Annotated in this window: 13 protein-coding genes; 3 read left to right on the top strand and 10 right to left on the bottom strand. The window is 68.7% G+C overall.

Translation table 11 applies throughout. The annotated features are described in order from the left end of the window. Positions 1-91 precede the first annotated feature (91 nt). Positions 92-1420: an ABC transporter substrate-binding protein gene (locus tag GEMRO_RS0118030; RefSeq protein WP_027135127.1), complete on the bottom strand. Its 1329-nt coding sequence runs from the start codon at positions 1418-1420 to the stop codon at positions 92-94. Between the two features lie 143 nt (positions 1421-1563). Here GEMRO_RS0118030 and denD point away from each other — a divergent pair, with 143 nt between their 5' ends. Both denD and GEMRO_RS30350 read left to right on the top strand, forming a co-directional pair. After that, entirely contained in the window at positions 1564-2541 is a 978-nt protein-coding gene (gene denD / locus GEMRO_RS0118025) for a D-erythronate dehydrogenase (protein WP_205625021.1), read from the top strand. 111 nt (positions 2542-2652) lie between these two features. Next, positions 2653-3498 carry a DUF429 domain-containing protein gene (locus GEMRO_RS30350; protein ID WP_035485557.1) on the top strand — a complete coding sequence of 282 codons (846 nt, stop codon included), beginning with the start codon at positions 2653-2655 and terminating at the stop codon, positions 3496-3498. 8 nt (positions 3499-3506) lie between these two features. Here the strand turns inward: GEMRO_RS30350 and GEMRO_RS0118015 are convergent, their stop codons facing one another. The 5 genes from GEMRO_RS0118015 to GEMRO_RS0117990 all read right to left on the bottom strand — a co-directional run bounded on the left by GEMRO_RS0118015 (position 3507) and on the right by GEMRO_RS0117990 (position 8978). Continuing rightward, positions 3507-4766 (bottom strand): MgtC/SapB family protein, encoded by a 1260-nt coding sequence (locus GEMRO_RS0118015; RefSeq protein ID WP_027135125.1) that lies wholly within the window; start codon positions 4764-4766, stop codon positions 3507-3509. A 77-nt stretch (positions 4767-4843) separates the two neighbouring features. Then, entirely contained in the window at positions 4844-5428 is a 585-nt protein-coding gene (locus tag GEMRO_RS0118010) for a carboxymuconolactone decarboxylase family protein (RefSeq protein WP_027135124.1), read from the bottom strand. Beyond that, the gene (locus GEMRO_RS0118005; protein ID WP_027135123.1) at positions 5428-6243 is read right to left on the bottom strand and encodes a class I SAM-dependent methyltransferase; all 816 of its coding nucleotides are present in this window, start codon (positions 6241-6243) and stop codon (positions 5428-5430) included. The genes GEMRO_RS0118010 and GEMRO_RS0118005 overlap by 1 nt, the downstream gene beginning before the upstream one ends. A 33-nt stretch (positions 6244-6276) precedes the next feature. Then, the gene (locus tag GEMRO_RS0118000; RefSeq protein WP_027135122.1) at positions 6277-6972 is read right to left on the bottom strand and encodes a hypothetical protein; all 696 of its coding nucleotides are present in this window, start codon (positions 6970-6972) and stop codon (positions 6277-6279) included. A 1007-nt stretch (positions 6973-7979) separates the two neighbouring features. Further along, complete coding sequence (locus GEMRO_RS0117990) at positions 7980-8978, bottom strand: 4-hydroxyproline epimerase (RefSeq protein WP_027135121.1); 999 nt, start codon at positions 8976-8978, stop codon at positions 7980-7982. Positions 8979-9072: 94 nt separating this feature from the next. Here GEMRO_RS0117990 and lysM point away from each other — a divergent pair, with 94 nt between their 5' ends. Next, the gene (lysM, locus tag GEMRO_RS0117985) at positions 9073-9516 is read left to right on the top strand and encodes a peptidoglycan-binding protein LysM (protein WP_027135120.1); all 444 of its coding nucleotides are present in this window, start codon (positions 9073-9075) and stop codon (positions 9514-9516) included. A 39-nt stretch (positions 9517-9555) separates the two neighbouring features. Here lysM and GEMRO_RS0117980 read toward each other — a convergent pair whose 3' ends face one another. From GEMRO_RS0117980 to GEMRO_RS0117965, 4 genes are read right to left on the bottom strand one after another with little or no spacing between them, the layout of a single operon-like run. Further along, positions 9556-10323: an SDR family NAD(P)-dependent oxidoreductase gene (locus GEMRO_RS0117980; RefSeq protein WP_027135119.1), complete on the bottom strand. Its 768-nt coding sequence runs from the start codon at positions 10321-10323 to the stop codon at positions 9556-9558. 45 nt (positions 10324-10368) lie between these two features. Then, complete coding sequence (locus GEMRO_RS0117975; protein ID WP_027135118.1) at positions 10369-11880, bottom strand: tripartite tricarboxylate transporter permease; 1512 nt, start codon at positions 11878-11880, stop codon at positions 10369-10371. A 3-nt stretch (positions 11881-11883) separates the two neighbouring features. Beyond that, positions 11884-12354 carry a tripartite tricarboxylate transporter TctB family protein gene (locus GEMRO_RS0117970; RefSeq protein ID WP_027135117.1) on the bottom strand — a complete coding sequence of 157 codons (471 nt, stop codon included), beginning with the start codon at positions 12352-12354 and terminating at the stop codon, positions 11884-11886. A 15-nt stretch (positions 12355-12369) separates the two neighbouring features. Further along, positions 12370-13350: a Bug family tripartite tricarboxylate transporter substrate binding protein gene (locus GEMRO_RS0117965; RefSeq protein WP_027135116.1), complete on the bottom strand. Its 981-nt coding sequence runs from the start codon at positions 13348-13350 to the stop codon at positions 12370-12372. Positions 13351-13433: the final 83 nt, after the last annotated feature.

Genomic DNA, 13433 nt, shown 5'->3' with positions numbered 1-13433 from the left:
GAGTTTCCTCCCGTGGGGGAACGCAAACTGGGAGCAGCGGCGGCTCCTGGGCCTTCAGCCCAGGAGCCGCCGCGTCGAAACCCGGATGGGGTCAGCGATAATAGCGCTTCGCGCGCTTTTCCGCCTCGGCGATCGCGTCGTCGATCGAGGCGCTGCCGCTCATCGCGGAGGACACCATGGTCACCACGATGTAGTCGGCGAGCGCGCCGGCGCTGGCGTAGCCCAGCGGCCCCTTCCAGCCATAGGGCAGCGCCTCGGTCATCACCTTCTGGTAGGGGGTGTGCTTGGGGTCGTCGGTCCAGATCGGGTTGCCGTCATAGGCGTTCAGCGAGTGCGCCCAGTAGCCGATGCTGGCGGCCTGCCAGGGCTCGTACTGGTCCTTCTCCATGATGAACCGGACATATTCCTTGGCGGCGTTCGGATACTTGGTGTGCTGGAAGATCATCGCGTTGACCACCAGCGCGGTCTCGGTCGGCTTGCCGGCCGGGCCGATCGGCATCGGCGCGTGCTGGATGTCCTCGGCGATCGCCTGGACGTTCGGGTCGTCGGAGGTCTTGGCGGCGTAGTAGACCGAGATGCCGTTGGCGACCACCGACACCTCGCCGGCCAGGAACGCCTTGTTGTTGGACGGGTCCAGCCAGGACAGCGTGCCCGGGATGAAGGTCGGGTACAGCTCCTTGCCGTATTCCAGCGCCTGGCGGGTCTCCGGCGAATCGATGGTGACGTTGCCTTCCTCGTCGACCAGCGAGGCGCCGTGCGACCAGAGCAGCCAGTGGGCGAACGTGTTGCCGTCGCCCTCGGCCTGGCCCAGCGTGAAGCCGACCGGATGGCCGATCTCCTTCATCTTCTTGGCCAGTTCCAGGAAGCCCGCCGTGTCCTTGGGGAACTCGTCGTAGCCGGCTTCCTTCAGCCAGGACTGGCGATACACCATCTTGCCGCCGGAGCCGCCGACGGGGATGCAGATCCAGTTGCCGTCCGGTCCCTTGCCCATGGTCTCGGCCAGCGGGGTCCAGCCGCCGTACTTCTTGCCCAGGTACTCGGCGAGCTCGGTCAGATCGAGGATCTTCTCCGGGTACTGGTGCGGGTCGTCGTTCCAGGCCAGCACGATGTCCGGTCCGGTGCCGACATTGGCGGCCACCGCGGTCTTCGGGCGCAGGTCCTGCCAGCTTTCCTGGTCGACCCGGACCGGCACGCCGGTCTGCTCGGTGAACTTCTTCGCGTTGGCGAGGAACAGTTCCTCGTCGCCGGCGACGAACTTCGACGGGCGCAGGATGCGCAGTTCCGCGCCTTCCTCGATCTGGTAGTCGGGGGCCGGCACGTCCGCCACCTGCACCTCGGCAAACGCGCCACGGCTCATCAGCGCGCCGCCCGCCACTCCGGCCATCAGCCCGAGCGTCGACCTACGGGTCATCCACCGCATGTTGCTTGCCTCCCAGTCGGCATTAATCATCTTTGTTCCCCGACCTGTCATGGGGAACCCCGGAAGATCGGTCAAGGCTGGCATGGTCACGGGACGTGACAGGGGCTAGGAGGTCGCCACGAGGCAAGCGCGGCAGGGAGAGCATGATGCGCGTTCTGGTCACCGGTGGGGCAGGTTTCATTGGCAGAAAGCTGATCGCAAGGCTTCTCAAGGACGGGCAGGTCGGCGGGACCGCCATCAGCAAGATCACCTGCTTCGACGTGGTGGCCGCCCAGGGCCTGCCGGCCGACGAGCGGCTGGAGATCGTCACCGGCGATTTGTCCTCGCCCACCCAGGTCGGCATCCTGGTCGGCAAGGGCCAGGACGCGATCTGGCACCTGGCCTCGGCGGTGAGCGGCGAGTGCGAGCAGGACTTCGACTTAGGGTATCGAGTCAACCTGACCGGCACGCTCAACGTGCTGGACGCCGCGCGCCGCGCCGGCAACGTGCCGAAGATGATCTTCACCTCCTCGGTGGCCGCCTTCGGCGGGCCGCTGCCCGATCCGATCCCCGACAGCCAGATCCTCACCCCGCAGACCTCGTACGGCGCCCAGAAGGCCGCCTGCGAGCTGTTCGTCGCCGATTACAGCCGCAAGGGCATGATCGACGGCCGCTCCTTGCGCCTGCCCACCATCGTGGTCCGCCCGGGCCGGCCCAACGCCGCGGCGTCCAGCTTCGCCAGCTCGATCGTGCGCGAGCCGCTGGCCGGCGAGCAGGTGGTCTGCCCGGTGGCGCCCGAGGCCAAGATGTACAGCCTGTCGCCGCGCCGGGTGGTCGACGCGCTGATCCACGCCATCACCATCCCGTCCGAGGAGATCGGCCAGGTCCGCTCCCTCACCTTGCCCGGCCTGACCTACAGCCAGGCCGAGATGATGGCGGCGCTGGAGCGGGTCACCTCGAAGAAGGTGGTCGACCGGGTCGAGTGGAAGGCTGACCCGTTCGTGCAGAAGATCGTGTCCGGCTGGCCCACCACCTTCACCACGCCGCGCGCCGAGAAGCTGGGCTTCGAGCGCGATTCCAGCCTGGAGGAAATGATCCAGGCCCATATCGACGACGAGCTGGGCGGCAGCTGGGCGAAGTGAGGCAGGGATCGCCGCTCCAGGGGTAGCAGCTGTCCACCGCCCCCCGCGCCAGGCTCCCAAGGGAGCATGCGGCGCGGGGGGGGGCGGCCAGGGCAAGGTGGCGACGAACGCATGAAGATCATCGGCGTCGATTTCACCAGCCGCCCGTCGAAGCGAAAGCCCATCACCTGTGCCTCATGCCATCTGGCTGGCGGCCTCCTGCGCTTCGAAGCCTTTCTCGACCTGCCGTCGTTCGCCGATTTCGAGGCTGTCCTGTCCAGCCCCGGTCCGTGGATCGCGGGCATCGACTTTCCGTTCGGCATGCCGCTCCGCTTCCTCGACACGGTGGAGGCGGACGAGTGGCGCCGGCCCTGGCCGGACTATGTCGCCCATGCCCGTTCCCTGGGGCGGAGCGGCTTTCGCGACGCCTTGGAGCGCTACAAGGCGCCTCGGCCCGTCGGCGACAAGGAGCATCGCCGCGCCGCCGACCAGGCGGCCCGCTCGATCAGCCCGCAGAAGCTGTACGGCGTCCCGGTCGCCCTGATGTTCTTCGAGGGCGCCGTCCGCCTGATCCAGGCGGGCGTCCATGTCCCGCTCCTGCACGCCACCGGCGACCCCCGGGTGGTCGTGGAAGCCTATCCCGGCGTGCTGGCCCGCCGCCTGATCGGGAAGCGGTCGTACAAGAGCGATGATCGCCGCAAGCAGACCGCGGAGCAGAAGGATGCCCGCGCCGGCCTGCTGGAGAAACTCCTGTCCCCGTCCCTGGCGCATGGGTGCGGCGTGCGGGTCGAGGCCCCGGCCGCCCTGGCCGAGGATCCAAGCGGCGACCGGCTGGATGCGCTTCTCTGTGCCGTGCAGGCCGCCTGGGCCTGGCGGGAGCGGGACCGGAACTACGGCATTCCCGCCCAGGCCGACCGGCGCGAGGGCTGGATCTCGGATCCGGGCCTCCATCAGGCTTTGGACGGCAGCCCAGCCTGAGCCCTGCCTCAGCCCAGCAGATAGGCCAGCCCGCCGGCGGCGATCGCGGCCAGGCTGGTCCCGGTCACCGCCAGGCCCAGGCGCGGCGTGCCGAACCCGGCGGCCATGGCGCCCTTCACCAGGGAATTGACCGCCACCACGATCAGGATGGCGGTGGCCGCCGTCGGCAGCGGGGTGGTGCCGCCGCCCTGGCGCGCCATGGTCAGGGTCAGGGCGTCCACGTCGGCCAGGCCGGACACGGCGGCCAGCACGTAGATCCCGGCCTCGCCGAAGCGGTCGCCCACGATCTTGGAGAGCAGCATCACCAGGGCGATGATCGCCACCAGCTTGAAGGTCACCGCCAGCTCCAAAGGGTTCTGCAGCTGCAGGAGAGGCCCCTGCCCGCCCGCTTTCGGGCGGCGCATCAGCCACAAGGCCGCGCCCGCCAGCAGGACCAGGATCGCGACGCCCAGCGGCCAGGCCAGCAGCGGCAGCAAGGCCGGGTTCAGGGCAAAGGCCACCGCCACCACCCGCCCGACCATCACCGCCCCGGCCAGCAGGATCCCGCCGGCCAGCACCGGCGTCCCGGCCGCGTTGCCCCGGCCGAGGCGTGAGAGCGTCAGGGTGGTCGCGGTGGAGGAAGCCAGCCCGCCGGCCAGCGCCACCAGGGCGATCCCGGCGCGCTCGCCCATGATCCGCACCGCGCCGTAGCCCACGAACGACAGGGCGGCGATGATGATCGCCAACAGCCAGATTTCCCTCGGATTGAGCGCGTCCCAGGGGTCGACGGTCCGGTCGGGGAGCAGCGGCAGCAGCAGGAAGGTCATCGCCAGCAGCACCAGGCCCGCCCGGATCTCCACCCAGCGCAGCCGGCGCAGCCAGTCATGCAGCGGCTGCTTCAGCGCCAGGAGTGCTGCCAGCGCCACCGCGGAGCCCACCGCGACCTGCAGGTCGCCCAGCACCGCATAGGCGCCGAGCACGAAGGTCAGCATGCCCGAGACCACCCCGGTGGCGCTGACGTCCAGGTCGGCTTCGGCTTCCAGCCGGTAGAAGACGGTGAACGCGATCGTGAAGGCCAGAAGCCCCACCGCCAGCACCAGCCCGCCCGCCAGCGGCACCAGCGCCGCGCACAGCCCGCCCAGCAGGCCGGTGATCGCGAAGGTGCGAAAGCCGGCCGCCCGCCTTCCCTCGTCCAGGTCGCGCGCCTGCCAGCCGCGCTCCAGCCCGACCAGCAGGCCGATGGCCAGCGCCACGCTCAGGCGGGAGAACAGGTCGTGGTCGATCGGCAAGGGGCGGGGCTCCTGGCGCCGGGACGGCCGGCGGACTTTCGCCCGGCCCCGCCTTCCTGTCGACGCCCGGCCGCCGGCTACACCGCCCGGCCCACCGTCATCGCGCTGCGGAACGACTCGTCCTCCGCCAGGAAGGCCGGCTCCACCCCGGCACCCACCGCGTCGAAGAACCGGCCGACAAAGCAGCGGAACGCCGCGCACAGCGCGATGTCGCCGATCTCCTGGTCGGTGAAGCCCGCCGCGCGCAGCTGATCGATATCGGCCAGGGTCACCTTGGACGCATCGGTCGCGACCTTCTCGGCATAGGCCAGCATCTCGACCTCGCGCGCCGGCAGCCCGGCGCTGCGGAAGTCGCGCTGCACCGCCAGCACCGCCGCCGGTGAGCCCAGGTCCGCGACCAGCTGCTTTCTATAGACATGCGAGCAGTAGCTGGAGGGCACCTGCCTAGCCGCGATCAGCGTGATCAGCCGCCAGGCCCTTTGCCCCAGCGAGAAGCCGGCCCGGACCTTGTCGGAAAAATCCGTGTAGGCCGGCAGCAGATCCGGCCGGGTGGTGAAGCTTTTCATCGCCTCCATGACGAAGCCCAGCTGCTGGCGCTGCGCCGCATAGATCTCCGCGACCCGGCCGGTCGCCTCCTCCTCGCCGATCGTGTGCAGGAACATCAAGACCTCCGTGCCACCACCACATGCGCCTGGATCCGGCCCGAGACCGGCCCCTCGCCGTGAAGCGTGGCGAGGATGGCCGCGACCTGGTCGGTGACTTGCTCCAGCCGGCCGGGCGCCCGCGCCTCGATCTCGGCGCGCAGCGGCGTGCCCTGGCAGTAGGCCAGCGCCGGGTCGCGCGCCCGTGCCGCCCGGGACTCCCGGGCAAGCGTCTCGATCGCGACGTCGCCGAACCCGCTTGCGCGCACATCCGCCTCGATCTTCGCCGTGTCGTGGTAGCCATGCGGCGTGCGCGCCAGGAATTGCGGCGGGTCCTCGGGAAACATCGCCGCCAGCACCGCGGTGATGTCGCGGGGCAGGTCGTTGGCCTGGATCCGGTCCCAGGTGTTGAACAGGAACCGGCCGCCCTGCTTCAGGACGCGGCGGGCCTCCCGGTAGCCGGCGACCCGGTCCGGATAGAACATCACGCCGAACTGGCAGCAGACCACGTCGAAGCTGCCGTCGGCGAAAGGCAGGTCCAGCGCGTCGGCTTGCTGCCAGGCCAGGCGGTGGTCGACCGGCTGCCGGCTGGCGGCCCAGTCCAGCATCGGCTGGTTCAGGTCGGTGATGGTGTAGCTGGCATCGGCGCGCAAACGCGGCGCCAGCGCCCGGGGAACGACCCCACTCCCGGCGGCGGTCTCCAGGATCCGCACCGGATCGCCGTCCACGACCCGGCGGGCCAGGTCGGCGGCGAAGTCCTCGAAGATCAGCGGCACCAGCCAGGTGTCGTAGGCAGCCGGCATCGACCCGGCAAAGACCTTGTCCGAGGCTGACATCGTCCGGCTCCCTTGCGGCCCGGGAGGCCCTCTTCAGGGCTGCGCCAGCGCCGTCTGCTGCTCCAGCCGCCAGGTGTTGATCCCCAGCGTCACCTTGATCATCGACATGATCGGCGGCATCGGCCGCTCCGGCGGGCGCTGCGGCTCCTGCTGTGCGCAGCTGGCGTCGGAGCAGACGCTCATGCAGGTCGGGTCGAAGTCGAAGGCGATGGTGTTCTCCGCATAGCTCCAGGCCTCGCGGATCTTCACCACGCAGTAGCCGCGCGAGATCTCGAAGGCGAGCCGCTCCACGCAGCCGGGGTTCTGGGCAAGGTTGACCCGGGTCATCTCCAGGATGCCCTCCTTCCAGCGCTTGATCCCCTCCAGGCGCAATTCGAAGGGCAGCTGGTCGATCGCCCGGCCGGAATACTCGTCGACCTCGGTGGCGTAGACCACGCTGGCCAGGCTCACCGCGGCCGGCACGTTGCGGCCGATGGTGTTCTGCATCACCAGGGTCAGCTCGCGCGGCGGCGGCGGCTGGCTCGCGATGTGGCACAAGGGGCCGTAGAAGCGGCCGTCGGCCTCGATCCGGTAGAACTCGCCCGGCCGGGCGTCCGGTTCGGTGCGGCCGTCATCCATGCGCAGGGCCAGGGGCACGTCGTCGAAGGTGACCGTGGCGAGCGACACGACCAGCGCCGTGCACAGGATCACGAAGGCCAGGACCAGGGGAGTGATGATCTTCCAGGACATGGTGCGCTGCCTTTGCTCAGGGCGGGCGGCTCCGGCTCATGGCGAGCAGCACAGTCCCCCGCCGCAGTCGACCTGTCCCTCCGGACATTCCGCCAGCGCCGGGCCGGCAAGGATCAGGCAAGTCAGCAGCACGAACAGGCGAAGTGCCGTCATGACAATCTCCATGCGCATCTGCATCGCCATCGATCTGGTCTGATAGCACGACTAGCAGGTCCTGTCCCCGCGCAACGTGATACGCATCACCTTCGCCCGCCCGCCGGACAACAAACGGACTTTGATCCTATTTTCTGCTAGGATCGAGCCGCCCTCCCGGCGCCCGGATCCCGCCATGCCCCCTGCCCGCTGTCCCCAACCGGCACGCACAAACCCGAGCCATCCGCAGAAGGTTCAGCAAATTCGCACGAACGAACCCGAAGCGCGTCCGGATCACCTGCCCCATCAAACGAACCCGAGCGGCCCAAGCGGAGTCAGCGCACGTTCTGCACGAACGAACCCGAGCCATGGAGAGAAGATCGGCCGATTTGCACGAACGAACCCGAGGCGCGCCGCAAGCGCCTGCCCCGCCCAACGAACCCGAGCGGCCCAGGCGGGGTCAGCGCATGTCCTGCACGAACGAACCCGAGCCATCCGGAGAGAAGATCGGCCGATGTGCACGAACGAACCCGAGACGCGCCGGGATCACCCGCCCCGCCAAACGAACCCGAGCGGCCCAGGCGGGGTCAGCGCACGTTCTGCACGAACGAACCCGAGCCATCCGGAGAGAAGATCGGCCGATGTGCACGAACGAACCCGAGGCGCGCCGCAAGCGCCTGCCCCGCCCAATGAACCCGAGCGGCCCAGGCGGGGTCAGCGCATGTCCTGCACGAACGAACCCAAGCCATGGGGAGAGGATCGGCCATATTGCGCGAACGAACCCGAGGCGCGCCGCAAGCGCCTGCCTTGCCGAACGAACCCGGGCAGCCCGAGGCGGATCGACCTCTTCGTTACACAATCGAACCCGGGCGGGCTCACACCACCGAAAAGCCCCGCCAGAACGGGTCGCGGTCGTCGACCAGGATCGTGTTGTACCCGGTGGTGCGCGCCCAGCCGGCGATCGACGGCACGATCGCCGCCACCCCGGAAAGCTCGGTGGCCGCTTCCACCTGCCCCTCGAACAGGGAGCCGATGATGCTCTCGTGCACGAACGAGTCGCCGGGCTTCAGCCGGCCCTTGGCGGCCAGCTGCGCCATCCGCGCCGAGGTGCCGGTGCCGCACGGGCTGCGGTCGATCGCCTTGTCGCCGTAGAACACCGCGTTGCGGGCATGGGCCCCCTTCTGGGTGGGCGCGCCGGTCCACTGGATGTGGCTGACCCCCCGGATGGTCGGGTCCAGCGGGTGGACCGGCTCCACCAGGTCGCGCAGCCGCCGGCGCAGTTCCGGCGACAGGCGCTGGATCTGCCCGGCGGAAAGCTCCGCCATGTCGCGGAAGTTCTTCTGCGGCTCGACGATGGCGTAGAAATTGCCGCCATAGGCGATGTCGACCACCAGCTCGCCCAGCTCCGGGCAGTCCACCCGCACCTCGTTCATGGCGAGGTAGGAGGCGACGTTGGTGAGCTTGACCTTCTCCACGAAGCGGCCGTCCTGGACATACTCGGCGACCACCCGGCCGGCCGGCACGTCCAGCAGCAGGCGGCCGGGCGTTTTCGGCACCACATGGCCCTGCTCGATCGCCATGGTGACCGTGCCGATGGTGCCGTGGCCGCACATCGGCAGGCAGCCGGAGGTCTCGATGAACAGGATGCCGACATCGCCGTCCGGGCTGGTCGGCGGATAGAGGATCGAGCCGGACATCACGTCGTGGCCGCGCGGCTCGAACATCAGCGAGGTGCGCACCCAGTCCCAGTTCGCCAGGAAGTCCTGGCGCTTCTCGGACATGGTGGCGCCCTTCAGGTCCGGACCGCCGCCGGCCACCAGCCGCACCGGGTTGCCGCAGGTATGGCCGTCCACGCAGAAGAAGGTGCGGTTCAATCTCGGCTCCTCGTGCTGCGGTCGCGTGGCCTCGGGGGCACCGCGGGCGCGGTTGGCGGTTGCGCTGATCCATCGCGAATCTTGGAGACAGGTCATGGGCCTCATCGACTTCGTCAAGGCGGCCGGGCGCTCGCTCGGCATCGGATCGGCCGAAGCGGCGCCATCCGCCGACGAATTGAAGAAGGAAGCGCAGAGCCATGGACTGGACGTCTCGGGCGTCGACGTCGCGGTGGACGGCGACAAGGTGACGGTGAGCGGCGGGACCGCCTCCCAGGAGCAAAAGGAGAAGATCATCCTGGCAATGGGCAACGTCGCGGGCGTTGCCAAGGTCGAGGACAAGCTGCAGCCGGCGACCGCCGCCGACACCTCCAGCTACTACACCGTCAAGAAGGGAGACACGCTCTCGGCGATCGCCAAGGCCCAGTACGGCGAGGCCGGCAAGTACCCGGTCATCTTCGAGGCCAACAAGCCGATGCTGTCCGATCCGGACAAGATCTACCCGGGCCAGGTCCTGCGCATCCCGCCCAAGGCCGCCTGAGCCGCGAACGGGGCCGGCGCCGCCGGCCCCTGGCAGGTGTCAGACCCAGCCGCCATCCGCGACATAGGTCTGGTTGGTCATCGCCGAACTGTCGTCGGAAGCCAGGAACAGGGTGAGCCTCGCCATCTCGACCGGCTGGAGCTGGCGCTTGAGGCACTGGCGCTTCATCAGCTCCTCCTCGCCCTCCGGGGTCAGCCACAGCGACTTTTGCCGCTCGGTCATGATCCAGCCGGGCGCGATACCGTTGACCCGGATGTTGGCGGGCCCGAAGTCGCGGGCAAGCCCCCGGGTCAGCCCGGCCACCGCCGACTTGGCCGAGGTGTAGGCCGGCATCCCGCCCAGGCCCATCATCCAGCTGGTCGAGCCGAAATTGATGATCGAGCCGCCGCCGGCGTCCTTCATCATCGGGTAGACTGCCTGGGCGGCGAAGAACTGGTGGCGCAGGTTCACCGCGTAGCGCTCGTCCCAGTATTCCGGGGTGACCGTCTCGAAGCTGTGCCGGTCGTCGCGGGCGGCGTTGTTGACCAGGACGGTGATGGGGCCGTTCACCTCGGCCGCCCGGGCGATCGTGGCGCGCAGCTGCTCGATGTCGCGGACATCCGCCTTCTGGAACAGGACCTCGCCATGGCCGTCCTGCCCCAGCCGGGCGACCAGCTCCCGGCTGGGCTCCTCGCTCAGGTCGCAGAACGCCACCCTGGCGCCCTGCTGCGCGAAAGCCTCGGTGATGCTGGCGCCGATGCCGGAGCCGCCCCCGCTGATGAAGACCGACCGGCCCTTCAGGCTCGGATAGATCGCCCAGCCGCTCATTCTATTGTTCCCTTGGTGCAGCCTCGCCCGTGGCCAGGGGCCGGTTCAGATCGTGGAGCCTTCCTCGTCGCTGACCAGCGGCGGGCGCGCCCGGATCCCCGACCAGATCAGCCAGCCCCAGGCCAGGATCACCAGCACCCCCAGGCAGGCCGAGATCGGCCGCTCGAAGAACACCAGGAAGTCGCCGTTGGCCTTCATCATCGAGGTGATGAAGTTGCTCTCGATCAGCTCGCCCAGCACCAGGCCCAGGATCGCCGGGGCGATCGGGAAGCCGTTCTCCTCCATGAAGTAGGCGACGATGCCCATGACCAGCATGATGCCGACGCCGAACAGGCTGTTGTTGATGGCGAAGCTGCCGACGATGCAGGCCATCAGGATCAAGGGCATCAGGACTTCGCGCGGCACGTTCAGCACGTAGCGGAACAGCTTGATCGCGCCCCAGCCGAGCGGGAGCATCACCAGGTTGGCCAGCAGGAACACGATGAAGATCGCGTAGAGCATCTCCGGCTGGTTCAGCATCAGGGTCGGGCCGGGGTTGAGGCCCTTCATGTAGAGCACCCCGATCACGATCGCGGTGATCGAATCGCCGGGAATGCCGAACACCAGGGCCGGGACCCAGGCGCCGCTGAGCGCGGAATTGTTGGCCGCACCGGCGTCGATGACGCCCTCGATATGGCCGGTCCCGAACTTCTCCGGCTCCTTGGAGAACTTCTTGGAGATCGCGTAGGTCACCCAGGCGGCGATGTCGGAGCCGGCGCCCGGCAGGAAGCCGATGATCACGCCCAGCACCGAGCTGCGCGCGACGTTGACCTTGTAGCGCTTGGCCAGCTCCCACTGGCCCTTGAACACCGAGCCGATCCGCTTGGTCTTGAGCTCCTCCAGCTTGCGGGTGCCCAGCACCCAGCGCAGCAGTTCGGAGATCGCGAACATGCCGATCATCACCGGGATGAAGCTCACCCCGCCCATCAGCTCCACCGAGCCCATGTTGAAGCGCGGCTGGCCGGCGGTGGGATCGATGCCGACCGTGGCCAGGAACAGGCCGAGCAGGACCGAGACCACGCCCTTGATCGGGTGGCCGGTGCTGATGAAGATCGCGCAGGTCAGGCCGAAGATCGCGATCCAGAAGAACTCGAACGAGGAGAACTTCAAGGAGATCTCGGCCAGCGCCGGTGCGGCCAGCGCCAGCACGATGCTGCCGAAGATGCCGCCGATCGCCGAGAACACCAGGCAGGAGCCCAGCACCAGCTCGGCCTTGCCCTTCTGGGTCAGCTTGTAGCTGTCGGCGACATAGGCGGCCGAGGCCGGGGTGCCCGGTATCCGGATCAAGGCGCCCGGGATGTCACCGGCGAAGATCGCCATGGCGGTCGCGGTCACGATCACCGCCACCGCGGGCACCGGCGCCATGAAGAAGGTGACCGGGACCAGCAGTGCGGTCGCCATGGTGGCGGTCAGCCCCGGCATGGCGCCCACGAACATCCCGAACAGACCCGCCAGGGTCATCACCATGAGATTGTAGGGATCCAGCACCAGCCAGAGGCCCTGAAGCAGAGGGTCCATGTGCTACCAGATCCAGGTCGTGAACGGTCCCAGCGGCAGCGGGACCAGGAGCATCTTGCGGAACATCCAGTCGATCACCAGCGAGCCCAGCACGCCCACCGCCAGGGAGGGGATGATCCGCCCGCCCCAGTAGCGGGCGGTGAGCCCGGTCAGCACGATGAACGACACGATCAGGAAGCCCAGCGCGTCCCAGGCGACCATCGTGAAGATGATGGCGCCCACCGTGAGGCCGGCGTCGAACAGCCGCCCCGGTGCGCGCGCCGTCGGGTCCAGGCCGAACGCGGCCTGCCGCGCCCGGATCCCGGTGAGGAGAAGGGTCAGCCCACAGATGACGAACCCGGTGGCGACCAGCGACGGCACGAGGGCCGGGCCATAATCCTGGCCCGGCATCTCGGCGAACCCCGCCGCCTGCTGAAAGATCAATCCGGCCCCGATCAGCAGGATCAGGCCGAACACCCAGTCGGCAACACGCATGGAGGCGAGCGTTCCTTACTCGGACTTGGCGAGGCCAAGCTTGGTCATGATCTCGCCGAACATCTCGTCCCGCTCGGCCATGAACGTCGTGAACTCTTCCGGCGGCGCATAGACCATGCCGAAGCCGCGATTGTTCATGAAGTCCTTGAACGCGGCCGAGTCCGAGATCTGCTTGAACAGCGGCACCAGCTTGTCGACCGCTTCCTGGTCCATGTCCTTCGGGCCGGCGAAGCCGCGCCAGGCGCCGACGCTGAAGTCGATGCCGACCGCTTCCTTGACCGTCGGGACGTCCGGGAACACCGGATTGCGCTCGTCGGCCATGATGGCGAGGCTCTTGACCCGGCCGGCGTCGATCAGCGCCTTGGCCTCCGGCACCGAGCACGGCACCATCTGCACGCCGCCGGACAGCATGTCCTGCAGGCCCGGGGCAGCGCCCTGGCTGGGGATCCACTGGACTTGGTCGGCCGGCAGGCCCGCCGCCTGGAGCATGCCGCCCAGCGCCACGTGCCAGATGCCGCCCTGGCCGGTGCCGCTGGCCTTGAACTCGCCCGGCTGCGCCGCCTTGATGTCGGCCAGCAGCTCCTCCAGCGTGTTGTACTTGGAATCGGCGGGCACGTTCACGCCCGGCGGGTCCTCGTTCATCAGCGCCAGCGGGTTGTAGTCCTCGCCGGTCAGATCGGTCAGGCCCTGCCAGTGCATCATGCCGATTTCGACGGTGATGATGCCGATGGTGTAGCCATCGGTGGGCGCCGTGGCGATCGCGGTGTGGCCGACCACGCCGCTGCCGCCGGTGCGGTTCACGACGTTGACCGGAACGCCCAGCTCCTTCTCGAGCTCGGCCGCCACGATGCGGGCGGTGGCATCGGTGCCGCCGCCGGCACCCCACGGAACGATCAGCGTGAGCGGGCGTTCGGGATAGGCTGCCTCGGCCGCGCCGACTGCGCCGAACGTGAGCATGGTGGTGGCCAGAACGGCCATCGCGCCACGACGGATCATCATCACCTCCCTGTAGGGAAAAGCCTCATTTTCGCGGCCGAACGCTAGACGAGCCGGACCAGCCTGTCATCGCAATATGATGA

The organism is Geminicoccus roseus DSM 18922, assembly GCF_000427665.1.
GTDB classification, from domain to species: domain Bacteria; phylum Pseudomonadota; class Alphaproteobacteria; order Geminicoccales; family Geminicoccaceae; genus Geminicoccus; species Geminicoccus roseus.
Note: the sequence above shows the minus strand (reverse complement) of the source record. Positions and strands in the feature narration are given on the sequence as shown.

What these genes read in the sequence shown, in the direction of transcription:
- GEMRO_RS0118010 (WP_027135124.1), bottom strand. Translation starts at nt 5,428, where the DNA reads ATGTTCCTGCACACGATCGGCGAGGAGGAGGCGACCGGCCGGGTCGCG.
- GEMRO_RS0117980 (WP_027135119.1), bottom strand. Translation starts at nt 10,323, where the DNA reads ATGAGCGGCTGGGCGATCTATCCGAGCCTGAAGGGCCGGTCGGTCTTC.
- GEMRO_RS0118030 (WP_027135127.1), bottom strand. Translation starts at nt 1,420, where the DNA reads ATGCGGTGGATGACCCGTAGGTCGACGCTCGGGCTGATGGCCGGAGTG.
- GEMRO_RS0117970 (WP_027135117.1), bottom strand. Translation starts at nt 12,354, where the DNA reads ATGCGTGTTGCCGACTGGGTGTTCGGCCTGATCCTGCTGATCGGGGCC.
- denD (WP_205625021.1), top strand. Translation starts at nt 1,564, where the DNA reads ATGATGCGCGTTCTGGTCACCGGTGGGGCAGGTTTCATTGGCAGAAAG.
- GEMRO_RS0117975 (WP_027135118.1), bottom strand. Translation starts at nt 11,880, where the DNA reads ATGGACCCTCTGCTTCAGGGCCTCTGGCTGGTGCTGGATCCCTACAAT.
- GEMRO_RS30350 (WP_035485557.1), top strand. Translation starts at nt 2,653, where the DNA reads ATGAAGATCATCGGCGTCGATTTCACCAGCCGCCCGTCGAAGCGAAAG.
- lysM (WP_027135120.1), top strand. Translation starts at nt 9,073, where the DNA reads ATGGGCCTCATCGACTTCGTCAAGGCGGCCGGGCGCTCGCTCGGCATC.
- GEMRO_RS0117965 (WP_027135116.1), bottom strand. Translation starts at nt 13,350, where the DNA reads ATGATCCGTCGTGGCGCGATGGCCGTTCTGGCCACCACCATGCTCACG.
- GEMRO_RS0118005 (WP_027135123.1), bottom strand. Translation starts at nt 6,243, where the DNA reads ATGTCAGCCTCGGACAAGGTCTTTGCCGGGTCGATGCCGGCTGCCTAC.
- GEMRO_RS0118000 (WP_027135122.1), bottom strand. Translation starts at nt 6,972, where the DNA reads ATGTCCTGGAAGATCATCACTCCCCTGGTCCTGGCCTTCGTGATCCTG.